Origin of the sequence: Paenalkalicoccus suaedae (assembly GCF_006965545.2) — a bacterium.
GTDB lineage: Bacteria > Bacillota > Bacilli > Bacillales > Salisediminibacteriaceae > Paenalkalicoccus > Paenalkalicoccus suaedae.
The window spans coordinates 2,300,418-2,320,883 of the sequence record NZ_CP041372.2; the positions used below are offsets into that span (position 1 = coordinate 2,300,418).

Genomic DNA, 20,466 nt, shown 5'->3' on the forward strand with positions numbered 1-20,466 from the left:
GTTAAACACTCCTTTGGATTTGTTCTCTGCCGTAGCGTCTCGTGCGCCCCGACTCATCAATAAAGCCACGCATACGTCCCTGTCTCTGTCTGATAAGCTTTCTTGCTTGCTCTGCGCCTACCACGTCACCAGATGCGGCCAAGATGTCTTGACGGTTCTTAGCTTTGCGTATGTCACGCTCTAGCTGGCGTTGACGTTGACTCTCTTTGTAGGCCTCTGCGTTTTGCTCGGCTGTTTGTTTTGGTGGCTCTGGCGCAACGCTCAATCCCTCAAAAAACGGATAGATTTGATGGCCACAATTAACGCCTAACAACCCTGCCGCCTCTCCGTAGCTGGTAGAGGACCATGCAGGGTAACGATTGCTATTTCCAGACAACGAAAAAATGCGCCCTTGGAAAGGTGCGCACCGTGGTCTTGCTCCTATGTGACTCGACACCTCGATGAGGTCGTTGCCGTACTGTTGGATACGCGTCATTTGCATATCGTTTGTAACGTCGTTTGTAACGGACCGGACGATCATGCTTACATAGCCCTCGGCTGATAGCGTGGCACCATCTGATCTAGTCAGGGTTGGTATACCTTTGTCCGACCACTTGGACAGCGTCGATCGTATCGCTCTATCTGCTGTCATTTGTCCTGTCAGCACCCTAGAGGTCGTCTCGCTGATTATGTTGCGGTATACCTGCTGTGAGCCGTTTAAAACGGACGTGTTAATCATGTTGAGGTCACTTCGTGCTCGTTGCTGGTAACTAGACAAGATAGAGAGCATTTGCGGATCGTCTCGGAGCCTCTCTGGCGACACTGGCACAATCCCTTTGTCAAATGCCTCCTGCAACGCCTTTTCGCCTATCTCAATATGATCTAGCGCCGTCTTGCTTAACGTCTGCCGAAGCTCTCTCTCAGCTTTTGGCGCTTGGGCGATGATAAACCGTCGCTGTCGTTGGTAAAACTCCGCAAGCTCACCGAATCGGTTAGACTGCCACAACGCAGGATTGTCCTGTAGTTCCTCGATCGTAGAACCTAAACGCTCTGCAATGTTAATCATGATTGCAAGCTCAATGCCACTGTAGATGTCTGTTACTGGCTTCGCGCTGTTTTGTAGCTGTTGCGGTGTGAGTGCCATTTAGATCACTCCAAGTCCTCGTTATTAAAAACCTCAGCATCTTGCATTGCGTTCTGCTCTTTCGCAATTTGCTCCAAGATCACTATCGCTTCTTCTTCGGTGACCTTTTGCACCTTTTGGATCGCTTGGAGCTTCGATGCTAGTCCAGATCCTACGAGTGACGTCCAGTAGCTGGCATTTGTTGATCGGTCCTCTGCGATAGAGTCGTCGAAGTTTACCTTAACCTCGTATTTGTCTGGTCCAGTAAAGATGTTATACAAAGCAGCCACATCTTTGATCGTTGCGATGAGCTCCTTTATGCCCTCCTCAATCAGTGTGATGTGGCTAGAACGTGTCTTATAGGTCTTGCTGTTTTCGCTGATGACCTCCGTAGCCGTCTTAAGTCCAGTAGCTTCAAACGTAAACGTCCCAGGACTAAAACCAGTCTGCAAGCATAAGATCTCTAGTTGCGCGTTGATCGCCTCGATGTGCTCGTTTACTCGCAAATCAAAATTGATCTCTTTTATCATGTCTTCGGATGCATCACCAAAGTTAAACGCCTCGTACACCTCATTGTCGGTGTCAAAGTACTGTCTGCTATCACCGTCTGCATCTATATGGTGTTTGATCGCTTGAGCTCCTACGATAATCTTCTTTTTACCAAGCTTGAACTCGCGGTAAAACGAGTCGACTAGGTCGTCGATCGTATGGATCGTGTCTAACGCATTGGCAAATAGCGAGATACCCATGTTGCTGTCGATCTCGATGTTATTGGCGATGTTGGGCTTCGTGTAGACAAACATCGGACGGCTCATGTCCTTTATAACGACCTCGTCCTCTAAATCCTCGTAGAGCGTTGATAATGGTACGAGTGTTCCTAAGTCCTTACTGCCTTTAGCGTCTCTATACAGCTCATTACGGATCGTATAGTTACCATCAATCCATAAGTGAGACTCCACAAGCGTAAATTTGTAGTCTTTATGAGTGGTAACGGTTAAAAAGGCGCCCTCTGTGACGGTACGACCGTTGTAAGTGATCGGCACAAAGCACTCAGCAGATACATAGCTAATCTTGATCTCCTTGTCCTCGACATACACTTTTGTGACCATGCCACCCATCGCAAACATGTATTCGAGGTAGTTTTGATAGTGTTTGTCGAAACCGTTTGCCTCTAAGACGTCTTTCACACTGTCCGCAAACGCACCCTCACCAGTATCAATGCTAATATCGCACTTTTCGTTAAATACGAGCGTCGCCATCTCCTGTGAGAGCACTTTAGGCAGGTTGAGCGTCTTCATTTTACGTTTTTGCTCCCCGTTGAGCGTATGGTATCGAACATCGTGCCATTCGCTGTAATGCCCTTGGTAGAGCTGACGCCATACGTCTATGTGATCGTAAAACTTTTCTGTTGCGACAACGTCCTCACGCTTCGTGATCTTTTGTACGCTTTTAATGAGCTTCATCTTGTGCAGCCACCCCCTTATCTTTGATACGACGTTTGCAAACATAGTCTCACCGCCTTAAAATTTAAGTCCTAACTTACGTAAGTTATCCATCACGTAATATTGCAAAGCGTCACAAGTGTGATCGTCCTCTTTGATAACTTTGGGATCGTCACTCTGCAAGGTATCTGCATCCCACTGGTATCGTTCGTGCTCCGTTTTAACTATTTGATTGTTGCTCGTATTTAGCATAAAAAAACGACCTTGCGCAAGTAGGTCTTGTACGTTTTCGATCATTGTTACTTTCTTTTTCTTCGCTACTGGATGTAACCGAACGCCATAATCCTTAAAATACTGGTTTCTAAGCGCACCCTCAGCCGAATCGATCGTTTGCTGGTCAATCGGTTTACGGTACGTTTCTCGTATTTTCTTCGTGAACTCAGCTAGGTCATTACTAAACTCACTAGAGCCTTTTTCTCGACCTTGTTAGCTGGCGAGTAGTAGTAAGTGTCCAACAAGACGACATTACGCCTCTTCGTTAAACCTAGCGCCAGATACGTTGTCGCAGACACTTGGTGTCCTGTATCAATCGCTAAGTCGACCATGATAATATCATCGTTTTTAGGTAACTCATCAATTTCATGAAAGTGAGCCATGTTGTAGACCGTATCACCAAGGCCTATGACTTCTCCCGAGTACATCCATCGCCAGTAATCATAATCATTACCCTTGTAGGTTTCGATCTTACGGAGCAACTGACTTGATAAAAAGCCTTTCTCATCATCCATGTAGGTTGAATGGTGCAAAAAGTAACTAGGATCGTTTACTTTGCTATCCTTCCACTGATTCACCCACGAATAAGGGTTTCTTGGTGGATTGTAGCTGTAATAAATCTTAACTTGCTTACCATCGCCTAGATCCTGACGGATGAACGTATCTTCGACTACGTCAATATCCTCAACGCCCGAAAACTCTGCTAACTCTTCGTACCACAACGCCATATAGTAGCCTTTTGCGATATTCATAGACTTTAGCTTTAGTGGATCATCAACCCCGTGAAAGTAAAACCCTGTGCCTGTGGGCTTGTGTTTAATGACCAAAGGCGAGCGCCCGAAGAAAAACTCATGTTCGACGCCCAACATATAAATCGCCCACTTTATTTGTTCGTACACGGATCCACTCAAGTACTTCGCAACCTTACGCAAGCAAACAACATTGCCTTGGTCATCGCCCAAGAAGTCCGTCACGAGCTTTAACGAGATGACAGATGATTTCATGCTTGAACGCCCACCAGACAAAATGCTGTTCGGTCGATCATTTAGCCAGAACGAGTAGAAGTTGCGATTCATGAGCTCCATAATATTAATTGTTCGCTCAGCTATCATCTTCCATCGCCCTCCTCATCGCATCCTTATCGTTAATGATGATCGTTCGTGTCCCTGCTTCTTCGTTCTTGGTTTCTGCCTCAGTCTTCGTTATTTGAGCTTCTAACAGGCGTTCTTTTAGCTCGTCCATCTTATTCATCGGGTAGCGTTTGAGAAGCTCTTTAGCAGCGTCCTTACGTTGGTTTATATCTGGCGGTTTGTTAATTACCTCGTACCCCCAACCTCCACTCACTACGACCGAATCACTCAGCTCGCCTCTTGCTATTTTTGTGAGTAACTCAAGCGCTTCATCTGCTTTCATGACTCTTTTTTCGTCCAGTTCTGCGAGTCGAGTGTCGATGTAAGCCTTAATGTGAGGTTTGGTGAGGTTCTCATATCCAGTCTCTTTCGCTGTCTTCTTGCTGTAACCAGCCTCAATAGCAGCCTGCGTAGCATTACCAAGCTCGATGTACTTTTCAGCAAAACGTTTCTGTTTTTCCCTCAGTTTTATCATTACATCTCACCTTCAACTCCTTATCTATTTGTTTTACCCTCCTATCAGGGCTGAGCTCTATGTGTCTCAATCAATGTGCCCTGATAGCAACGTAAAAAGCCACCCACGATGTCGTAGATGGCTTTCGGTCTTGCCTTATTCGGTTGGTCTAACGAGATAGGTACATACCTAGCCGACCAGCCTTCCATGGTACTATATTACAACAGATTAACGAGCAAAAAGTGCAGTCTTTACCAACCTAACACCTCAATCGTCGCCTGGATGATCTGATTACGCCATACGATCGCCTGTCTCCTACTTACGTGACACCTGTTAGCGACACCATCCCAATTAAGGTTCTCACGCCCCCAATATTTGACTTGCACAAGCTTCTTGTGGTCCTTTGGCAAGGCGTTGTACACTTCCTCTATAGCTGCAACAATCTTTTCTCGGTGCTGTAGCTTACGGCTGGCGATCAGGTTAATAGCTGTCCTCTCTGTTGGCGCAGAGATAAAGCCTGATCGTCCGCCACCTGTATTTGTGTCAATCTCTTGGTAAGGGGTCTCGATTTCTTCTCGTAGGTCTCTGATCTCTTGGATTGTCTTATAGTAATCGCTCCACTCGCCCTCAACGTGCCTAAATGTGGATCTCTTTGCTTTAATCTTTGTCATACTTAACCCCTCCCAGAGTGTTTTGTGCTAGAATAACGGTAGGTGGACCGTCCTGAGAGGGGCGGTTTTTTGTGTTTAAAGAGTGCCCAAGAGTTTGCCGTCTTTTTTGAGCATGACTTTGTGAGTGTTAATCACTTTAATGTCAGTGCCGTTTAAGTCTAACTCCGTTTCCATAGTTGTTTTCAATACATAGCCCTGATCTCTGGCTTTATTAAACATTGATACTTTTTGCTGTCTATCACCGCAAGACTTTAGCCAAGATAGTACATCACCATCTAAATCAGAGTGCTCAATTAATAGATCGATAGCTTTCGCTTCTAACACTCGGTCAATGTATTCTGCGATTTGATCCACTGCCTCACCTCCCTTTACTGCACATAATGGGGTTAATGTGTGTTAAATTTTATCGGGGTAGTTTATATTAAGCGCTTCTAAGATATAGTTTCTGAGCTTACTAGTTTCTTCTTCAGGAATGTAAAACTTTTTATTGTCCAAGTTAGTGTAGTCATTAAGAACTTCAAGAATGTGATATTCAATTTGGTACTCAAAATCATGCTGATACTCAAGGTTTTTCCAGTCCTCCCAATCAAGCAATACTTTCTTATTAAATTCGAAAGTTTTATCCTCCACTATAGGTTTTTCTAAAAACTGATTACAGCAGCCACATCTATTTTCTGTAGTCTGATAATTTATCTTGATATATTCTGTAGCATCCTCCATATTTATCTCTCCTTTTAATTTCGTATAATATGTCTTAATATTACTTTTCTGTAATGTCCACTTCACAATGATGATCTTCAGCAACAACAACGATGTTGATGTGATGATTTACTTCCTCTGGGTTCTTAGCCCAATACGGTACTTTTCCGTTTTCTAGAGGGATGCCATAGCCTTCAATATGTCGTCTTCCGAATCTAGCACGCATATTGGCAATGTGCTCTACATGTTCCTCAATAGTGTAATAATCGAAATACACTGATCTAAAAGCCTCCATATACTCTTCGGTGAATAAAGACTCGTCTACGCTTACAATAAATTCATCGATGCGTTCTACCTCACAGTTAAAACTTTTCATGACTATCTCTCCTTCGCTAAATGTCGATTATGCGCACTAACGTTTGTTTTTACGCTTTTCTAACTTCATTTTCTGAATCTGTTTTTGTAATTGCTTCTTTCTCATGGGATGCCGTTCGTTCTTTTCCTCTACCTCTAACGACGCTATTGTGACTTGTCCAAAGTATCCACCTTTAGCTAAATTTAAGGCGACGTCGTAAATAGATTTATATTCCTCGCGAAGTCGTTCGAGCGTTTCGCCTCTATCCATGACCTACCTCCCTCTAATACCGATACCGACTCTTATCACTCAACTCATAACTGATCTTTAGCTGCATCATCTTTGCGTCAATCTCCTCCTGCTCGTCAGGCGGTCGCACTCGGCGAGGATATCGCTTCTGTAGCTCCTCTGGATCAGCCTGATAAACGATACAATCTGAGGCGTGTGGCGACATGCATTTGATGACTCTAACTTGTTTCATAGCAAGCCCTCCTATTTTCGTATCCATCCCTTGTGCTTATCCATGCGGACAATGATTAGCTCCATGCCAGTATTCAGCTCGAACAACTTTTTGCGTAGAGGGAAGTCCTTACTTACTGGCCCCCCTTTGACGTCGATCACTTCCTCATGACCATCCACATACGTCACTTTAAAATCTGCGGTGTAGATAGATCCTGGTTTGCTCCGTGTTCCTGCACCTTGACACAGTCGACATTTGTTGTAATTGCTTGTCTTCGTGTTAAGTGTCGATCCATTACCCCCACAGCGCTTACAGGTGACCTTGTACGGGTTGATAATCTGATAGACAGGCTGTAGGTCTATTTTGCTTACTAGCTTGTTTCTGCGTAGCTCCTGATAGTAGAGCGCCTCTGTCTGGCTGTCGAACTCAATGTCGCCGATGGTGATCTTCTTAGCGTTGTATTTGCGGTAGCCTTTAGTAGCCATTAGCTTGCCTTTCGTGGTTCACGCGATTCTTTTCCATGTAGGCTTGGGTGATCTGCTTCCATGTGAAGCCGAGCATTTCTCCAAGAGCTAGGAATCTAGCTACTAAAACCTCGTAAACAACTTGAATGTTCTTATCGTTTAGATTGATTAACAGATTCAATGTGGTGACCGAGTCGAAAACCTCTGTGAATTGGTGTCTAACGTAGTGTGTATCAGCATGCGTCCAAACTTCATAATCTGTTATCTGTAAGTCATTACCGATTGACAAGATGAAATGCAAGCAGTCAACGTACTCCTCAAGGAGTGGGTTTTTATCTGTATTAACATCATCACAAACTGGACAACTGACATCTACTTCATAAAGATCAAAACCCTGTTCTTCGTTTCCAAATTCTGCTGTTGTCGATACTAACTCACTACCTTCACAGAACTTACAAACGTATTCTGTTCTAGCTTCCCGACCCTCCGACCAAAACTTAAAACCTCTCCACTCATTAGCTAATTCACCAAGCTCCACAAGTAATGCCAGTACCTTCTCAGGCAAAAGATCTTGCCCCTCTAAGCCTTTCTCCTGCACGATCTTGTCATCTAGCTTCCGTTGTACCTCAAACAATGGTGTTAGATTCACTACTTCGCCCTCCTCTTAATCTCCTGCGCACCCCTCTTGTGATCTGGATGCGTTAATGTATAGCGCTGCCCACTGATCTCCACGACCGTAGGTACTCCCTTTTTAGCTTTAGCGACGGTTACGACTGGTCTGTAACGATCTCCTTTATCCCGTAGCACCGGCATCGTCATCACCTCTCAGTTGCGGCACTCTCATCACGATGTTGTCCTTGCGATCTTTCCTGTTTTTAAACGACAAGTGAAATACCGCGAGAAACACCTCATTTTTGTCCCTGTTCAAACGTTTTGCGATTTGAATGGTAGTATAACCCTCAACCCATAATTGACGAATCTCGGCTAATTCTGACACACTGAACGCTAAATCCATCCCATCGAAGAGTAATTCCGTTGTGCCAAACTCTCTAATCATGTGCTTACGCTCGATACTTGCGATGTTCGCCTCTTCAAGCATTCTCAGCCACCTCACGTAACTCTGGTAGTCGTACCTGCTCTCTCTTAAGCTCTGACAGTTTAAGCGACTCTAGCGATCTCCCATTTTCGCTGTAGTAGAATCCCTTTGAATGCAACTCATCGACGATCTGTTTATGCTCGACCATCTTGCTAAGATACATGTGACTCCCTCCTCATTTTTGCTCGTGCCTCCTGGAGCAACCTCTCAATGCGTGCCTTTGACCGTTGTTTCCGTGCCTCTCTCACGTCTGGCGGACAGTCAGGGCAAGGGGCGACGATCATGACCGACCCGTCAACCTCGTAGCGTCTGCCTTCTCCGTTGCAGTTACACATGTTGCTGACCTTTAAAGCTATCTACGACTGACTTAAATAGCTTGTCTTTTGCTTGCTGTCGCTTCGGCAGCTCGTCATATCGCATAATGCATGGATGTGTTTTAAGCTCAGCGTCCTTCTCTTTGCCATACACCCAACCCTCTTCTAGTTTCTGCTTTAACCAACTCTCATGTGACTGCTCGGGCGTTACGTCGTTTTCTAGGTGATACTTCACACCGTTGATAGCAGAATCAACTTGCCATTCTGGAGCATCCTCCCAATCCACCTGTGAAAAGTCGTTGATACTCTCGCAATATGCCTTGTTGACGCTGTGACATACCTTTGCAATTAGCTCGATGTTTTGATTCATGTTACTCGCCCTCCTCAATTGGCTTCAAACTGTCTGCGTCTACGCTCCAAAAAGTGCCATCAGAAAGCACATCTACATCAGCAACAACCCTTACCACTTTTACTTTTCCTTTTGTGGGATGATGATAAAAATTTCCAACCTGTATTAATTCTGAATTTTTTTTAATTGGTTTTAGGTCTCCATAATCCACATTCACATCACAGCCGATGTTAGGTGCATGCACATTAGCAATGTGTGTTGATTTAAACACTTCCTTCTCTCCAGTCACATGCAATGATTTCTCTGCTATTGATGGATATATATTTAAAACTCGTACCATTCCTAAACCTTCTACTAGCGCCCAATCCCCAACTTGTAGTGTCATGATTTGTCCTCCTCCGACCAGTCGAATACGAGGTAATGCTGTGGTTTAGTGATCCTAAAGAAAGCGCCTATCTCTTCCTCTCTCACTTCATACCGCACCTTGACGCCATCTAAAAACGTTTCTACGATGTTGGCAAAATCTTGTGACCTCATGTATTCTAGGTCTTCTGAAATAGTAAATTTTTGTTGCGTAAAACCTTTTTTAGCTGTAAATATCAGTTCCATCTGTTTTTGTTCAACTACTTCTCTCGCTTGTTCTTGAAGAAATGTATCCCTAGCCGTGCGTAAGTCGTGTGCAAAGTTCATTGTCATTCCTCCTCGTTTAGATCAATCCTGTTTGGATGCTCGTAATCTTTAACCTATAAACAGCTTGATGGTTATAAAGCTGATTAATCTTGATTTTGCTGTGTTCGAACTCTGTATCACCACGTTTTGATTTAATCCCCATGACAAGCAATTCTTTTTCATTCACATTTAGAATGAGATACTTGCTCGTAACCATCGTGCTTCCTGACATGTTATGGACAACAGCAACCTCGATGATGTTTCCTTCTCTGATCTGTGTTTCATCAAAAATAGCTGTATTGGTTATTGCCACTCCTGTTTTCAAGGTCAATCCTCCTTATTTTTCAAACGCCTTAAGCCTGTAGTCCTTGCCGTACATCTTGATTGGATAGATGCCCTCCATCATTCTGCTAAAGTTTCGAGCGCCTAAAATTTTGCCCAGTCCTTCGGGATCATAGTTCGTCGTGTAAATTGTATGCTTACCTGCGCGACCATCAATGATCTCCCAAAGCTTCGACACAGCCCACGTTACCTCGTCATCTTTTGCTTTCTTAGTCTGCTCAGCGCCAATGTCATCTAAAACAAGACAATCCACCTCTTGGATCGTGCGTAAGATACTAAGCTCGGTGACGTCGCTGTTGCGATTGAACGTACTCTTGATCTTGGTCATCAGCATTGGCACCGATATAAAGATCGAGTTAATTCGTTTATCCACGAGCTCTTTCACGATCGATACGGCTAGATGACTCTTGCCAGTACCGTAGCTACCCATTAGCAGCAGATTCACAGGGTTATCAAAGCTAAAGTTTTCGGCGTAACGTTCACAGTGGCGTTTGGCTTTCTTCAAGTCGTCTTCTTCGGGATGGTAGTTATCGAATGTCGCCACCTTAAGCCGATCGTTTATCAAGCTCGCATCGTCAAACATGCGTGAGGACTCTAGTAGCTTGCGACGGTGGATCATGTTCTTAGCCTCTTCCTCTAGTCGTTTGTCCTCTAGCGCTATCTCTTCGCAGTAGAAGCAAAAGACGCTGTCATCGCGGTAGTGCATGTATTTCTTACAGTTAGGACACCTCTCGTCAGAAAGGGAGGTCATCTGTTTGCGCTGCATCAAAGTCATATCCTGCGTAACTTGGCTTAGGCTGTCCATGATGTGCCCCCTTCCTGTCATTCGCCTTGACCTCTTCGAGAGTTAGCAAGGATTCGTTGTTCCAGTTCTTGAGGATGCCCTCGACGTATTTCAAGTAACGTTTGTTATTCGAGCATGCTATTTTCATGGCTTCAAGAATCATTTCAGATGGATTCTTAAATCTAGAGTCATCCAACCACGACAACAACTGGTTTTTTCCATGTACGTTGTTGTATCCAAAGTCGTTATCATCCCAAAAATTTACGATGCTCGACACTGCCTCTTTTTCTTCTTCTTTTTCTTCTTCTTTTTCTTCTTCTTTTTCTTCTTCTTTTTCTTCTTCTTGTCCCCTTATCGTGGTACGACTCGTGGACGACTCGTGGTACGTATCGTACAAAGCCTTGATATCTCTGCGTTCTACGTTTTCTGCGATGATCGGAATGAGAGATTTGTCCTTGACCTCTTTCAATTCCGAGTTCACACAGTCGATTACTGGCTTACCTCCACGATCAAGGTTGTATTTGCCCCAATTTTTGATAGCAAGCTCTCTCGTTTCCTCGTTATAAATCACTAAATTATGGTGGCGAGTAAAACGATCTAAAAGGGCATTGACACTCTCCATTGAATATCCAGTGTCAAAGGCTATTTGCTTCTTTGTGATCTGATAAATACCAATCTGCGTTGTTTTCGGATTCGTCAGCAGATAAAGAAAGAAGTATTTATCCTCGGGTGTCATCTCCTCTACGACTCGGACATCGTTCCAAAAGTCGGTGTGTACCTTTCTAAATTTCGCCATATTGCTCATCCCCTCGTTGCTGTTACTTACTTAACCTCTCGCCAGCCTTGCCGACGCCTTGCGTTTAGCTCGTCCTTACGAAGTTGCTCATACAGCCAAACTTTGTGATCTCCCTCACGTCTGTACAGCAGCACGCCTTTTCTGCCTCGTTTGCGGTTGTTAGCCATTGGACTGTTCCAGTAATAGTAGTTCTGGATTCTCGTAGATGTTTCCGATGACTTCAAACTCCTCGTCATTAATTAGAGCTTGGTACAAATCGTGTTCATTATCATTGCTTTTTACGATCCACATACCGTATGCAAATACGACTTTTCCTGTAATAATGCAGTCGCTTGTTAGACCTCCTGTTCGCAATGAATCAAAGTCGTTGAATGTTACAACATCTGCCTCGTAAATCTCCACGCCGTTCTTGTCTTTTAATCCTGTGTATTGTAATGGTTTAAAGTTGTCATACTTACCTTCAAAAACTGTCACGATATCGACCAAATATCTTAATACTTGTTTTAGATCTAGCATTTCTTTTGTGTTATCTTTCCAAAAGCGATATTTATGCTCTCTCATTGCCCTCTCTCCTCTCACAAATAGCGTTTCTTTGCTTAATCTCGACCAGTACCATGTCGCTGTGATTACGTCTCAAGTACGCTTTTACAAACGCCTCGTAGACTGCCTTTTTGTTTTCGCTTGTCGATGCAATGTTGATGATGGGTTGTGGGATGGGGATCTTGTACATCAAGGTACGTACACCACCTTGCCAGTGACCTCTTGCACCTCACGTTTAAAGCGTTCCTCGTCGCTGTTGCTGTCACTTAGGTGTAGGAGCCATATCTCCTGTACCTTCGATAAATCGTTGGCGAGTAAAAACTCCTTCACGTTGTCTAAGCTAAAGTGTGAGCGTAGCAAGCGCTTTTTCTGTGCCTTGTGCGTACGTCCAGTTGAGATGTTTCGATCTAAGATGTCCTCCGAGTAATTACACTCCACCATGATGTGTGTTAAGCCTTTAAATCTGTATCGAACAAAGTACGTGTCAGATGCAAACAGCAGCTTGTCACCATTCTTCGATGCGATCAAGAAGCCTAGTGGCTCCGATACGTCGTGTTCGACCTCGAATGGCATGATCGTAAGTGTGCCAAGGGTAAAGGGTTGCTTTGCTTCGATCGTTTTCAGGCGGTGTCCAGTAGCTCCTAACGCTTCTTTGGTGCCAAGGGATAGGTAAATGTCGATGCCTGCCTTGGCGACGTCTTCAATCGCCTTACAGTGATCTAAATGCTCGTGTGAGATTAAGCAGCCTGCAAGACTGCTAGTCTCAAAATCTAGCTTGCGCTGTATCTTCTTAAACGGAATGCCTGCCTCGATCAGGATGGAGGTAATGCCATCACTGATGTAATAGCAGTTACCTGTTGATCCTGTCGCTAATGTCTTGATGATCATGATTAAAATCCTAGACCAGGTTGATCGGAGTTCTGCGCTTTGTCGAAGTCATCGTATATATCTTGATGCTTGCTATCTTTTTGCGGAGCATCGAATATTTCTCCAGTGTCCACGTCGATCGTTTCCGTTTGCTTAGGTGGATCTGCTTGCGGTTTCACTTCTGGTTCTGGATCTGGAGTAGGATCGTCATCTACTTCACTATGAGGAATGTCAATAAACGCTTGATTAGCATTGCGGCTGATGTCTTCTTGTACTTGTTTCGTGTACTCGTCTGTCGTAGCTCGTTCGTACTGGATAGATGCAAATGACGTAGCAAAGTCTTTGGGGATTTTCTTTACAACGTTGTTTCGCATTTTACGGATGATCATAGACTCACGGCTTTGTGGATCCTTCCATGCCGGGCTGATATATTGCTGAATATCTTCACTATCTAGCGCGTCATCTAAGCTCATTTCCTTTACCTTGTTCATGATCTCGTTTTTCTTTGCGTCAATTTCCTGCTTTTGCTTAGGGCTGGCATCGAATCGACTTTTCGCAATCCCAAACGTTTCATTCATAAGGTTGTTTTTAATGTGAGCGATTAGGTTACGAACGACGTCCTCGCGTTCTCCGATATGGTATTCCACGACGTCGTTTGTCTTGATGATCGGATAAACAACACGTAGCACCTTGCCCTTGCCTGTAGGCGACCAAGATGGTGGAGATAACTCAAGCCCTGTATAAGTTGGATAGGTAAAGGCATCACCTTCACGAACCAGCCATACTTGTGCTACTTGCTTCACATCTCGACCGAATCGAGAGAGGATGGCATCATTGCCATCGCCCTCAATCCCCATTTCGATTTGCTTCTTCCATGCGTCCTTTTGCCCTGGAACCTTCACTTTGACGTTACGTGTTTGAAAGTACACCTCGCGTGGATCAGATGATGCATTAAGCTTTAAAGCAGACACTTTCAAGAGAATGTCCGTTAGGTTGTTTTGATCTAGGTCAGCGTCGTTCCATTTGATTCCTTTGGTATCAAGTACGTTGTTAATAGCTGCAATAGCATTGACGACACATGATTTTGAGTAGTCGTCCATATTTACACCATTGCTTGTTAATTGACGCTCAATCATCGGTGCGTACGTGCTACTTACCTTTGCTAATCCAGTTGAAAAGTCTCCCATTCTATACCGCCTCCTGTTTGATTGGTGTTTCTACTCGTAGCTCTTTGTCTTGCTCGGACACGACTAGGCTAATGAGTTGTGCATCGATGTCGATTAGCTTTGTAACTGCCTCCGCGTTATCAACAAAGATTGGTGCAGACACTTGGTAGTGCTCGGCTAGTGTGTCGATGATGTCTAGGCCCACGTTGATTCGTGCTGCATTGTTTAAGCCCTTGCTGTAAGGGACGCCATTGTACGTTGTCTCACACGTTTCTTTGACTCCCTCATTAATCTGCGTTTCGAAGAGCTTAAAGTTCGCCATCTTAAACTTGCTGTTGATCTTATCCTCTAGGAGCGCAACCTTTGCCTTGATAAACTCGTCCGCTAGATACACCTCTTGCTCTAGTTTTTCGTATTCGGATGCTAGTGTTCGTTCACGGTCTGCAAGCTCGTCACGGCGTTCCTGTGCGCGCTCATGCTGATCTAACATATCTAGTTGCTCACGTAATGCGTCACGCTTTGTGATAAGCTCCTGGCGATTCTCTTTAAGCTTTACGATCTGTTCATTTGCTTTCTCTTTGTTCATGTTTAACGTAAATTCCGTCTCGTTGATTTCGGTCATCTTTTCCTTGTATGCTTCCGTTTCTTCAAACGGCGTGAGGTTTGATTCCTTGTCTTTAAGTTGCGCCTTTAGCTCGTCAACATCGTTTGCTACCTCGCCGATCTTTTGCTCGACTTCTTTGGCGGCATCGTCCGCATCCTTGTAACGTTGCTCAAGTGTTTGGTAATCTACTTTTAGTCTTTTGCCTCGTGCATTGATGTCCTCAAGTTGCTGAGACTTACTAGCGTTAAAGGCTTGCTTTCGCTTGTTGTAGTCTTCTTTTGCCTTCTCGTGAGCTTCTTTGACTTGGTCGGCCGGCAATGCTTGCGCACATGTTGGACATGTATCCTCGCCAGTATGATGAAACTCTTCTTTATACTCTTGTGAGTTGATCTCACTAAACTTGTTACGAAGCTTTTGGAGCTCTTGATTTGACCAATTACGATCATTTCCGAGCGATTCCATTTCGCGAACTAAACGACTATGTTGCGCTTGGAGATCAGACAGCCTGTCCTTTTTGTCGTTAAGCTCTTTCTTTAAATCCGATGTAGCAGCACGCTCTTTGTCTCCGTGCTCATACTTTAAATTTGTTAGTTGGCCTTTCAACTCCGTGATCTCGTTTTGATAGCTTGCAATTGCGTTACCGTTTCGAACCTGTGTGACCTCATCATCTAGCGCCTCGATCTTGGCATCTACAACGTCAATATCATCCTTGATCTTTTCTCGCTTAAGACCTGCGATGTCAGGCAAGGTGCGATCGATTTCGTCAATACGTACCGGGATCGCCTCAAGCTCGTCGTTGATCTTCTTTTTCTTGCTCTTGACGATCGCTTTGATCTCGTCGATTGTGTGCTCTGCTAGGCGTCCTGACAGCTTTTTTAGCTTGTCATTGCTGTTTAGTACGTCTTCATTCGATACGTCACCACACACCTCTAGGAGGATGTCACGGCGTTGCTCACGCTTAAGGTGTTCGTTAAAGTAGGCTGGATTGGTCAGGAGCTTAAATGTTTCCTCATCGATAAGCTCAGCCACTTTGGATTGATAGTCTCCTTTTTTGACTGGTACTTCATTAACGAGATAGTCTGTCGTGTGTCCAGTAAATTCGGATGTTGCGGCGCCGCGCTTCTTCGTCCACTTTTCCTTATAGATTTTTTGGAGTGTAAGAGGCTTGTTGTCGACGGTAAATGATGCGAGTACCTCATGCTCCAAGCCGTGGATCACATTACCGTCGGCATCGACCGTCTTGATTTGGAAGTCTGCGCGGTTGTTGGCGTCCTTATCAAGCAGGAGCCACATAGCTGCATCAAAGAGTGTTGTCTTCCCTGTCGCATTGTCACCAAAGATACGAGCATTGTCGCCGTCGGCGTGTAGTTCAAAGAGCTTAATGCCCTTAAAGTTGCGTAGTTTCATTGTGATTAATTTGATTTTCTTCATTGGATAAACCCTCCACTTGTTTAATTTTTCGGGTTGTGCTATACTAAAGAGGACTATATCTTTAGAGGCAACAATCCCTTGATCCGTTCAGTAGTGTAATTACTGGGCGGATCTTTTTTGGTATAGTTCGCTTTCGCGATACTCGACTTCACCTGCATACTCCTTAAGTCTTTCTAATTCTTGGATAACGTTTTCCGTCTTGCTAGCAGCAATCTTTGCCTCTCTTATCGCATCGTCTATAAGCCCAACCAGCTCTGTACCTGTCATGTGTCTCACCTCCTTAAAATGTCTTAAGAAAACTGAACATCATATATAGGGGAATGATGATCGCTACCCACACAATACCTTTTGCTGTGACCACATCGAGCAAGTGTAAGATGATTTCTTCCTGCTCATCCGTCATTGATACACCGCCCTCTCAAAGCCAATGACCTGATGATCGATGTTGCCGATCTTGTCCAACACTGCCTGGTTAACAGCCGGTCTGATTTCTGCCGAGCTATTAATCTCCAAATCTAGTTCCTCACACTTTCCGTTAATCTCTACGTAAACTCTTACAAGACGCATATAAACCCTCCTACAATTCGTGTTAGTGCCTCAAGTACCGGTTGGATCGTTGTTACATCCATGCCTACCATCGCGGCTATCATTAAGTCCTGTGCGTTTGTGTGACGCATCCAGTTTGTAAACATGCTCAATTCGATTCGTTGCTTGCCTGTCTCCATCTTGCTGACTGCGGATATTGAGGTATACATATCGTGTGCCATTCGTTCCTGCGAAAATCCGGCACGCTCCCTCGCTTGTCTCATCACCTTGCCAAAATCTAGTTCCATCTACATGCACTCCCTTTCGATAAACGAAATTTTTCGAGAAGAGAAAAGAAATGCCACCACTTTCGTAGTAAGATTTACTTAAGACCTCCTCCCAGGTTGATTACATTGCTTTAAAGACATGTTTCGTAGAAAACTCTTTACGACGATCAGCGTTTTCTTCCAACCATTGAAAAAATAGTGGCATCACAATCTTAGGGCGACCCAACTCCCTCGTTACTGGGTAAAATCCTGCTTGATTGATAAGCTGTGAACACTTTGCCCGTGAGATATCGACGTACTCGATAAACTCCGGAATGCTCATAAGATGCTTCACACCGTTTGATCGCTTAATCTCCTCTACAATGAGTGGGGCTAGTTGTTTGGAAACCTCACCAGCAATTAGCTTGATCTCATCCTCGCTTAATCCGATCTGCATCTCGCTTTACCTCCTCTCTCTTGCGCTCTGACGCGCCTCCTTTTATCATGAGCAAGCCGTGTTTGTATCTCCCAAAATCCCGTAAAGGATAATTACAAATGCGGCAATTCTCGTGCCACTCTTGCGGTTTCCAGTTGCATCTTGGGCAACTCAAAACTCTTCCTCATCTACTAATTCATGCAGTGCTTCGTATGTGATATCGAGAATGAACTCAAGGTAATACTCTCTATCTCCGTATTCAGTTCGAGTGCCTTTGTGATCGACTATCTCAAACTCGTAAACTGTCTCCTCTGACTGGTGCGCATGATCGATTGTTTCAAGAAGATTTAGTAATTTGTTGCGTTCTTTGAGGTTCACTTAACGCACCTCCTGCTTAAACTCTTTCAACAAGATAGGAAGAAACTTAACTTGTCCCTTACCGGTGATCAGTGTGGTCATTCTTTCGTAATCACCTTGAGTGCGTTGAATCAGTGAGGGAGAAAGTTTGAATAAGCCTTGTTCGATATATTGTTGCTTTGCGTTGTTCTTCTCTCGACCCGATTTGATGAGGTATCCTTTATCTCGCATCCACGCTATCAACTTATTGCGACCGATATTGACACCGTGTTTGTCATAAATGAGCTTTGCGTAGGCTCCTAGATTGATAGCTGCGTCTGTGTTGGATACTGCTTTACCAAAGTTAGTAAATGGTTCGTCTTTCTTCTGTTTCTTTAATAACTGCTCTTTTTCTGCTCGTTCTGTCTTTAGCTGAGTAGCAAGATTGATCAAGGTATCTGGATTCAACAAGGCATCTTCTATTGTTTGTGGAGTTAGATAACCTCCGTGCTTTCTAATAGAAGGAATGACTTCCGATGTGATCCACTTTCGAAATTGTTTTGCTATTGGCTTGCGAGAATCCAAAATGACATCATACAAACCATCTTCATTAATAGTAGTAACGTACTGCTCTCTTCCTAGTCGATCGATGATGGGGTATGTTGAACATACGTCATCGGAAATCCTTTGCTTTACGACTCTGTGATTTACTTCTAAGATTTCGCAAACCTCAGATAATAAGAAGAAAATATCACCATTTTCTGTGTAAGCTTTAAAATCAATACCTGAAAACTGAAATGTAATTAGATCAGACATTAGATCGCCTCCTGTTTTAATCTGGACGTTTCGTCCAAGTCGTCATCAAAAAAAATATCATCAACGGTGCTGTCTAGCTTGTCCGCAATTTTTTTACCTAGCTCAATATCTGGAGTGCGGATACCTTGCTCGATCTTATAGTAATAAGATTCGGAGATACCGATGCCCTTAACAAAGTTTCTCACGTTCTTATGACCACTTTCGATGCGCTTACGTCGTAACTTGACTCTCATCATCTCTCACCTCCGTTGGACGTTTCGTCCTATTTGATTATTACTTTACTAGACGTTTCGTCCAATTGCAAGTGTTTTTATACATTTCGTCCAAAATATTTTTATAGTTGGACATATAGTGTAAAATAATTCTTGTAAACAACAATATAAAAAGTAGAGGTAATGCTTATGAGCTTCGGTAAACGACTTACTCAATTAAGAAAGCGAGAGAAAATGTCTAGAGAAGATTTAGGCAATAAGCTTGGGATTAGTTACTCTACTGTAGCTAAATACGAAACAGGTCAACGCGAGCCTGACTTTGATAAATTGCAAGCTATCTCTTCATTATTTGACGTAACAATGGATTATTTATTAAACGAGGAATACCCACCCAAACTGTCCAACGTCGAACTACTAGTAAGAGAAGCATCTGACCAAGGCATAGACATTGGCTTCTATAACATAAAAGATTGGGAACTTTTGACTGAGGAAGACGTAGAAGATATGAGAAAGCACATTGAGTTTCTCGTAGCCAAGCGTCGACAAATGCAGAACGGCGACGATTGATAGGAATTTGTGCAAACATTTTCCTATTTTGTTTACCCATAACTGGGTATTTGTGCTATCATTAGCTTGTAATTTATAAAAAGGGGTTGTTTTACTATGAAGAAATTGTCACTTGGGTTAGGCGCTATTACACTGGCGACTGTACTCGTAGCTTGTGGAGAGTCAAACGTTTCACAGGTGGAAACAGAAAATGAAGTTAATGCTGCAGAAAACGTAAACGAAACAGCAACAAACGGCGAAGTGAACGAGGAGCCTTCTAATGAAGAGGAACCAGCTAACGAGCCGGCAAATGAGCCAGAAGAGGAAGAAGTAGTTGAAGAAACAGTTACAGTCGGAGATACAATGAACTTTGACGGCTTAGAAATCACACTAAACGATGCATATACATCACAAGGCGGAGATTTCGAAGAGCCATCTAACGATCATTTCCTTGTTTTAGATATGACGATTGCTAACACGACTGACGAAGCAGCAAACGTTTCTACGTTCCTTCAAATGAGCGTACAAGACGACGAGAGCTTTACACACGATCCAACGATCATGCTTGAGGCGGCTGGATCACTCGATGGAGAGATCGGACCAGGACGCGATAATCGCGGAGAAGTAGCATTCGACGTGAACGCATCAGAAACATACGAATTTATTTTCGAGAACCCATTTACATCAGGCCAAGCGATCTGGACGATCGAAGGCGTAGAATAATAGAGGAGCCCACGTAAGGGCTTTTCTTTTAACCATTTAATCGAACATACGTTCTTGAAAGGGTGGTAAAATGTACACGCATACGCACAGAGAGGACTATGTATTTAAAATGTATAAGCGTTTGGGTATATACCGAGCGCAGGATATAAACGAAGAGTGGATCGCTAAGCAGTTGCGCATCTACATTAAACATATAGACAGACCGTCTCACTTTGCCCGTGACGGGAGATTTAAGGCGATCCTATTAGATAGTCGGGTAGACCGTAAACAGCGCAGGATGGAGTTTATGCACGAGTTAGGACACCTCTTACGATCGGCAGATGGATTTAATTACTTAGCACCCGAACTACGCAACTACTTGGAGTGGGATGCACGTCACTTTGAATTTTACGCAGCTATGCCCTATCCGATGATGCGCCAATATGATCTAAATGACTGTGACATCATTAATACGTTATCGGATGATTTCGTGGTCCCTCATCACTACGTCGAGGACAAGCTCACGTTCATCAAGCAAAAGCAACAACAATATGCACGGGTAACTTTCTAATTTCGAAAATATTTATATGTGATATTTCGGTAGTATGTGATAAAGAGG

At 43.9% G+C, this 20,466-nt stretch carries 35 protein-coding genes and 1 pseudogene; 3 read left to right on the forward strand and 33 right to left on the reverse strand.

Annotated elements, in window-relative coordinates; genetic code table 11:
- Window position 1: 1 nt before the first annotated feature.
- The 33 genes and pseudogenes from FLK61_RS12355 to FLK61_RS12510 all read right to left on the reverse strand — a co-directional run bounded on the left by FLK61_RS12355 (window position 2) and on the right by FLK61_RS12510 (window position 18,623).
- Window positions 2-1,123, reverse strand: coding sequence for a phage minor capsid protein (locus FLK61_RS12355; protein WP_176009701.1), 1,122 nt, complete (start codon window positions 1,121-1,123; stop codon window positions 2-4).
- 5 nt (window positions 1,124-1,128) lie between these two features.
- Complete coding sequence (locus tag FLK61_RS12360; RefSeq protein ID WP_249777587.1) at window positions 1,129-2,565, reverse strand: phage portal protein; 1,437 nt, start codon at window positions 2,563-2,565, stop codon at window positions 1,129-1,131.
- A 57-nt stretch (window positions 2,566-2,622) separates the two neighbouring features.
- Window positions 2,623-3,929: pseudogene (locus FLK61_RS12365) on the reverse strand (PBSX family phage terminase large subunit).
- Complete coding sequence (locus tag FLK61_RS12370) at window positions 3,919-4,422, reverse strand: terminase small subunit (protein WP_249777588.1); 504 nt, start codon at window positions 4,420-4,422, stop codon at window positions 3,919-3,921. The pseudogene FLK61_RS12365 and the gene FLK61_RS12370 overlap by 11 nt, the downstream one beginning before the upstream one ends.
- Window positions 4,423-4,652: 230 nt before the next feature.
- Window positions 4,653-5,072, reverse strand: a complete 420-nt coding sequence (locus tag FLK61_RS12375; protein ID WP_176009704.1) for a DUF722 domain-containing protein — start codon at window positions 5,070-5,072, stop codon at window positions 4,653-4,655.
- Between the two features lie 75 nt (window positions 5,073-5,147).
- A complete protein-coding gene (locus FLK61_RS12380) occupies window positions 5,148-5,426 on the reverse strand; it encodes a hypothetical protein (protein ID WP_176009736.1) in 279 nt (92 codons plus the stop codon).
- A 42-nt stretch (window positions 5,427-5,468) separates the two neighbouring features.
- Window positions 5,469-5,792 carry a hypothetical protein gene (locus FLK61_RS12385; RefSeq protein ID WP_176009706.1) on the reverse strand — a complete coding sequence of 108 codons (324 nt, stop codon included), beginning with the start codon at window positions 5,790-5,792 and terminating at the stop codon, window positions 5,469-5,471.
- A 40-nt stretch (window positions 5,793-5,832) separates the two neighbouring features.
- Window positions 5,833-6,147, reverse strand: a complete 315-nt coding sequence (locus tag FLK61_RS12390; protein ID WP_176009707.1) for a hypothetical protein — start codon at window positions 6,145-6,147, stop codon at window positions 5,833-5,835.
- A 36-nt stretch (window positions 6,148-6,183) separates the two neighbouring features.
- Entirely contained in the window at window positions 6,184-6,396 is a 213-nt protein-coding gene (locus FLK61_RS12395; protein WP_176009708.1) for a hypothetical protein, read from the reverse strand.
- Between the two features lie 13 nt (window positions 6,397-6,409).
- Window positions 6,410-6,607, reverse strand: coding sequence for a hypothetical protein (locus FLK61_RS12400; protein ID WP_176009709.1), 198 nt, complete (start codon window positions 6,605-6,607; stop codon window positions 6,410-6,412).
- A gap of 11 nt (window positions 6,608-6,618) precedes the next feature.
- Window positions 6,619-7,071, reverse strand: a complete 453-nt coding sequence (locus tag FLK61_RS12405) for a DUF1064 domain-containing protein (protein WP_176009737.1) — start codon at window positions 7,069-7,071, stop codon at window positions 6,619-6,621.
- A complete protein-coding gene (locus FLK61_RS12410) occupies window positions 7,061-7,699 on the reverse strand; it encodes a dUTP diphosphatase (RefSeq protein ID WP_176009710.1) in 639 nt (212 codons plus the stop codon). Before FLK61_RS12410 ends, FLK61_RS12405 begins: the two co-directional genes overlap by 11 nt.
- Window positions 7,699-7,863 (reverse strand): hypothetical protein, encoded by a 165-nt coding sequence (locus FLK61_RS12415; protein WP_176009711.1) that lies wholly within the window; start codon window positions 7,861-7,863, stop codon window positions 7,699-7,701. Before FLK61_RS12415 ends, FLK61_RS12410 begins: the two co-directional genes overlap by 1 nt.
- Window positions 7,844-8,149, reverse strand: a complete 306-nt coding sequence (locus tag FLK61_RS12420) for a hypothetical protein (RefSeq protein WP_176009712.1) — start codon at window positions 8,147-8,149, stop codon at window positions 7,844-7,846. The genes FLK61_RS12415 and FLK61_RS12420 overlap by 20 nt, the downstream gene beginning before the upstream one ends.
- The gene (locus FLK61_RS12425) at window positions 8,142-8,309 is read right to left on the reverse strand and encodes a hypothetical protein (RefSeq protein WP_176009713.1); all 168 of its coding nucleotides are present in this window, start codon (window positions 8,307-8,309) and stop codon (window positions 8,142-8,144) included. Before FLK61_RS12425 ends, FLK61_RS12420 begins: the two co-directional genes overlap by 8 nt.
- A 164-nt stretch (window positions 8,310-8,473) precedes the next feature.
- A complete protein-coding gene (locus FLK61_RS12430) occupies window positions 8,474-8,830 on the reverse strand; it encodes a RyR domain-containing protein (protein ID WP_176009738.1) in 357 nt (118 codons plus the stop codon).
- 1 nt (window position 8,831) lies between these two features.
- Window positions 8,832-9,194 (reverse strand): hypothetical protein, encoded by a 363-nt coding sequence (locus FLK61_RS12435; RefSeq protein ID WP_176009714.1) that lies wholly within the window; start codon window positions 9,192-9,194, stop codon window positions 8,832-8,834.
- Window positions 9,191-9,499 (reverse strand): hypothetical protein, encoded by a 309-nt coding sequence (locus FLK61_RS12440; protein WP_176009715.1) that lies wholly within the window; start codon window positions 9,497-9,499, stop codon window positions 9,191-9,193. Before FLK61_RS12440 ends, FLK61_RS12435 begins: the two co-directional genes overlap by 4 nt.
- A 16-nt stretch (window positions 9,500-9,515) precedes the next feature.
- Window positions 9,516-9,803 (reverse strand): hypothetical protein, encoded by a 288-nt coding sequence (locus FLK61_RS12445; RefSeq protein ID WP_176009716.1) that lies wholly within the window; start codon window positions 9,801-9,803, stop codon window positions 9,516-9,518.
- A gap of 12 nt (window positions 9,804-9,815) precedes the next feature.
- Window positions 9,816-10,586 (reverse strand): ATP-binding protein, encoded by a 771-nt coding sequence (locus tag FLK61_RS12450; RefSeq protein WP_176009717.1) that lies wholly within the window; start codon window positions 10,584-10,586, stop codon window positions 9,816-9,818.
- Window positions 10,555-11,400 (reverse strand): DnaD domain-containing protein, encoded by an 846-nt coding sequence (locus tag FLK61_RS12455; protein ID WP_176009718.1) that lies wholly within the window; start codon window positions 11,398-11,400, stop codon window positions 10,555-10,557. The genes FLK61_RS12450 and FLK61_RS12455 overlap by 32 nt, the downstream gene beginning before the upstream one ends.
- Before the next feature lie 159 nt (window positions 11,401-11,559).
- Window positions 11,560-11,961 (reverse strand): YopX family protein, encoded by a 402-nt coding sequence (locus tag FLK61_RS12460; RefSeq protein WP_176009719.1) that lies wholly within the window; start codon window positions 11,959-11,961, stop codon window positions 11,560-11,562.
- Window positions 11,962-12,129: 168 nt separating this feature from the next.
- The gene (locus FLK61_RS12465) at window positions 12,130-12,831 is read right to left on the reverse strand and encodes an MBL fold metallo-hydrolase (RefSeq protein WP_176011232.1); all 702 of its coding nucleotides are present in this window, start codon (window positions 12,829-12,831) and stop codon (window positions 12,130-12,132) included.
- Window positions 12,831-13,994, reverse strand: a complete 1,164-nt coding sequence (locus FLK61_RS12470; RefSeq protein ID WP_176009720.1) for a hypothetical protein — start codon at window positions 13,992-13,994, stop codon at window positions 12,831-12,833. Before FLK61_RS12470 ends, FLK61_RS12465 begins: the two co-directional genes overlap by 1 nt.
- A 1-nt stretch (window position 13,995) precedes the next feature.
- Window positions 13,996-16,008 (reverse strand): AAA family ATPase, encoded by a 2,013-nt coding sequence (locus tag FLK61_RS12475; RefSeq protein WP_176009721.1) that lies wholly within the window; start codon window positions 16,006-16,008, stop codon window positions 13,996-13,998.
- A 99-nt stretch (window positions 16,009-16,107) separates the two neighbouring features.
- Window positions 16,108-16,275: a hypothetical protein gene (locus tag FLK61_RS12480; protein ID WP_176009722.1), complete on the reverse strand. Its 168-nt coding sequence runs from the start codon at window positions 16,273-16,275 to the stop codon at window positions 16,108-16,110.
- A 13-nt stretch (window positions 16,276-16,288) separates the two neighbouring features.
- Window positions 16,289-16,411: a hypothetical protein gene (locus FLK61_RS20235; RefSeq protein WP_283811849.1), complete on the reverse strand. Its 123-nt coding sequence runs from the start codon at window positions 16,409-16,411 to the stop codon at window positions 16,289-16,291.
- The gene (locus FLK61_RS12485) at window positions 16,408-16,575 is read right to left on the reverse strand and encodes a hypothetical protein (RefSeq protein WP_176009723.1); all 168 of its coding nucleotides are present in this window, start codon (window positions 16,573-16,575) and stop codon (window positions 16,408-16,410) included. Before FLK61_RS12485 ends, FLK61_RS20235 begins: the two co-directional genes overlap by 4 nt.
- Entirely contained in the window at window positions 16,563-16,841 is a 279-nt protein-coding gene (locus FLK61_RS12490; RefSeq protein WP_176009724.1) for a helix-turn-helix domain-containing protein, read from the reverse strand. Before FLK61_RS12490 ends, FLK61_RS12485 begins: the two co-directional genes overlap by 13 nt.
- Before the next feature lie 100 nt (window positions 16,842-16,941).
- Entirely contained in the window at window positions 16,942-17,256 is a 315-nt protein-coding gene (locus FLK61_RS12495; RefSeq protein ID WP_176009725.1) for a hypothetical protein, read from the reverse strand.
- A 150-nt stretch (window positions 17,257-17,406) separates the two neighbouring features.
- Entirely contained in the window at window positions 17,407-17,613 is a 207-nt protein-coding gene (locus tag FLK61_RS12500) for a hypothetical protein (protein WP_176009726.1), read from the reverse strand.
- Window positions 17,614-18,387 carry a phage antirepressor gene (locus tag FLK61_RS12505; protein WP_176009727.1) on the reverse strand — a complete coding sequence of 258 codons (774 nt, stop codon included), beginning with the start codon at window positions 18,385-18,387 and terminating at the stop codon, window positions 17,614-17,616.
- On the reverse strand, window positions 18,387-18,623 hold the full coding sequence (locus FLK61_RS12510) for a helix-turn-helix domain-containing protein (protein WP_249777590.1): 237 nt from the start codon (window positions 18,621-18,623) through the stop codon (window positions 18,387-18,389). The genes FLK61_RS12505 and FLK61_RS12510 overlap by 1 nt, the downstream gene beginning before the upstream one ends.
- A 165-nt stretch (window positions 18,624-18,788) precedes the next feature.
- Between FLK61_RS12510 and FLK61_RS12515 the strand changes: the two genes are divergently transcribed.
- The 3 genes from FLK61_RS12515 (at window position 18,789) to FLK61_RS12525 (ending at window position 20,418) form a co-directional block, all read left to right on the forward strand.
- Window positions 18,789-19,166, forward strand: a complete 378-nt coding sequence (locus tag FLK61_RS12515) for a helix-turn-helix domain-containing protein (RefSeq protein ID WP_176009728.1) — start codon at window positions 18,789-18,791, stop codon at window positions 19,164-19,166.
- Between the two features lie 96 nt (window positions 19,167-19,262).
- The gene (locus FLK61_RS12520; protein ID WP_176009729.1) at window positions 19,263-19,868 is read left to right on the forward strand and encodes a DUF4352 domain-containing protein; all 606 of its coding nucleotides are present in this window, start codon (window positions 19,263-19,265) and stop codon (window positions 19,866-19,868) included.
- A 70-nt stretch (window positions 19,869-19,938) separates the two neighbouring features.
- Entirely contained in the window at window positions 19,939-20,418 is a 480-nt protein-coding gene (locus tag FLK61_RS12525; RefSeq protein WP_176009730.1) for an ImmA/IrrE family metallo-endopeptidase, read from the forward strand.
- The last annotated feature ends 48 nt before the right edge of the window (window positions 20,419-20,466 follow it).

Coding starts and splice junctions, on each gene's coding strand:
- FLK61_RS12440 (WP_176009715.1), bottom strand. CDS start 9,499: ATGAACTTTGCACACGACTTACGCACGGCTAGGGATACATTTCTTCAA.
- FLK61_RS12395 (WP_176009708.1), bottom strand. CDS start 6,396: ATGGATAGAGGCGAAACGCTCGAACGACTTCGCGAGGAATATAAATCT.
- FLK61_RS12360 (WP_249777587.1), bottom strand. CDS start 2,565: ATGAAGCTCATTAAAAGCGTACAAAAGATCACGAAGCGTGAGGACGTT.
- FLK61_RS12495 (WP_176009725.1), bottom strand. CDS start 17,256: ATGCAGATCGGATTAAGCGAGGATGAGATCAAGCTAATTGCTGGTGAG.
- FLK61_RS12400 (WP_176009709.1), bottom strand. CDS start 6,607: ATGAAACAAGTTAGAGTCATCAAATGCATGTCGCCACACGCCTCAGAT.
- FLK61_RS12485 (WP_176009723.1), bottom strand. CDS start 16,575: ATGCGTCTTGTAAGAGTTTACGTAGAGATTAACGGAAAGTGTGAGGAA.
- FLK61_RS12470 (WP_176009720.1), bottom strand. CDS start 13,994: ATGGGAGACTTTTCAACTGGATTAGCAAAGGTAAGTAGCACGTACGCA.
- FLK61_RS20235 (WP_283811849.1), bottom strand. CDS start 16,411: ATGACGGATGAGCAGGAAGAAATCATCTTACACTTGCTCGATGTGGTC.
- FLK61_RS12475 (WP_176009721.1), bottom strand. CDS start 16,008: ATGAAGAAAATCAAATTAATCACAATGAAACTACGCAACTTTAAGGGC.
- FLK61_RS12430 (WP_176009738.1), bottom strand. CDS start 8,830: ATGAATCAAAACATCGAGCTAATTGCAAAGGTATGTCACAGCGTCAAC.
- FLK61_RS12505 (WP_176009727.1), bottom strand. CDS start 18,387: ATGTCTGATCTAATTACATTTCAGTTTTCAGGTATTGATTTTAAAGCT.
- FLK61_RS12515 (WP_176009728.1), top strand. CDS start 18,789: ATGAGCTTCGGTAAACGACTTACTCAATTAAGAAAGCGAGAGAAAATG.
- FLK61_RS12375 (WP_176009704.1), bottom strand. CDS start 5,072: ATGACAAAGATTAAAGCAAAGAGATCCACATTTAGGCACGTTGAGGGC.
- FLK61_RS12520 (WP_176009729.1), top strand. CDS start 19,263: ATGAAGAAATTGTCACTTGGGTTAGGCGCTATTACACTGGCGACTGTA.
- FLK61_RS12370 (WP_249777588.1), bottom strand. CDS start 4,422: ATGATAAAACTGAGGGAAAAACAGAAACGTTTTGCTGAAAAGTACATC.
- FLK61_RS12390 (WP_176009707.1), bottom strand. CDS start 6,147: ATGAAAAGTTTTAACTGTGAGGTAGAACGCATCGATGAATTTATTGTA.
- FLK61_RS12355 (WP_176009701.1), bottom strand. CDS start 1,123: ATGGCACTCACACCGCAACAGCTACAAAACAGCGCGAAGCCAGTAACA.
- FLK61_RS12405 (WP_176009737.1), bottom strand. CDS start 7,071: ATGGCTACTAAAGGCTACCGCAAATACAACGCTAAGAAGATCACCATC.
- FLK61_RS12460 (WP_176009719.1), bottom strand. CDS start 11,961: ATGAGAGAGCATAAATATCGCTTTTGGAAAGATAACACAAAAGAAATG.
- FLK61_RS12420 (WP_176009712.1), bottom strand. CDS start 8,149: ATGCTTGAAGAGGCGAACATCGCAAGTATCGAGCGTAAGCACATGATT.
- FLK61_RS12490 (WP_176009724.1), bottom strand. CDS start 16,841: ATGGAACTAGATTTTGGCAAGGTGATGAGACAAGCGAGGGAGCGTGCC.
- FLK61_RS12525 (WP_176009730.1), top strand. CDS start 19,939: ATGTACACGCATACGCACAGAGAGGACTATGTATTTAAAATGTATAAG.
- FLK61_RS12435 (WP_176009714.1), bottom strand. CDS start 9,194: ATGACACTACAAGTTGGGGATTGGGCGCTAGTAGAAGGTTTAGGAATG.
- FLK61_RS12425 (WP_176009713.1), bottom strand. CDS start 8,309: ATGTATCTTAGCAAGATGGTCGAGCATAAACAGATCGTCGATGAGTTG.
- FLK61_RS12415 (WP_176009711.1), bottom strand. CDS start 7,863: ATGCCGGTGCTACGGGATAAAGGAGATCGTTACAGACCAGTCGTAACC.
- FLK61_RS12455 (WP_176009718.1), bottom strand. CDS start 11,400: ATGGCGAAATTTAGAAAGGTACACACCGACTTTTGGAACGATGTCCGA.
- FLK61_RS12385 (WP_176009706.1), bottom strand. CDS start 5,792: ATGGAGGATGCTACAGAATATATCAAGATAAATTATCAGACTACAGAA.
- FLK61_RS12450 (WP_176009717.1), bottom strand. CDS start 10,586: ATGCAGCGCAAACAGATGACCTCCCTTTCTGACGAGAGGTGTCCTAAC.
- FLK61_RS12480 (WP_176009722.1), bottom strand. CDS start 16,275: ATGACAGGTACAGAGCTGGTTGGGCTTATAGACGATGCGATAAGAGAG.
- FLK61_RS12510 (WP_249777590.1), bottom strand. CDS start 18,623: ATGATGAGAGTCAAGTTACGACGTAAGCGCATCGAAAGTGGTCATAAG.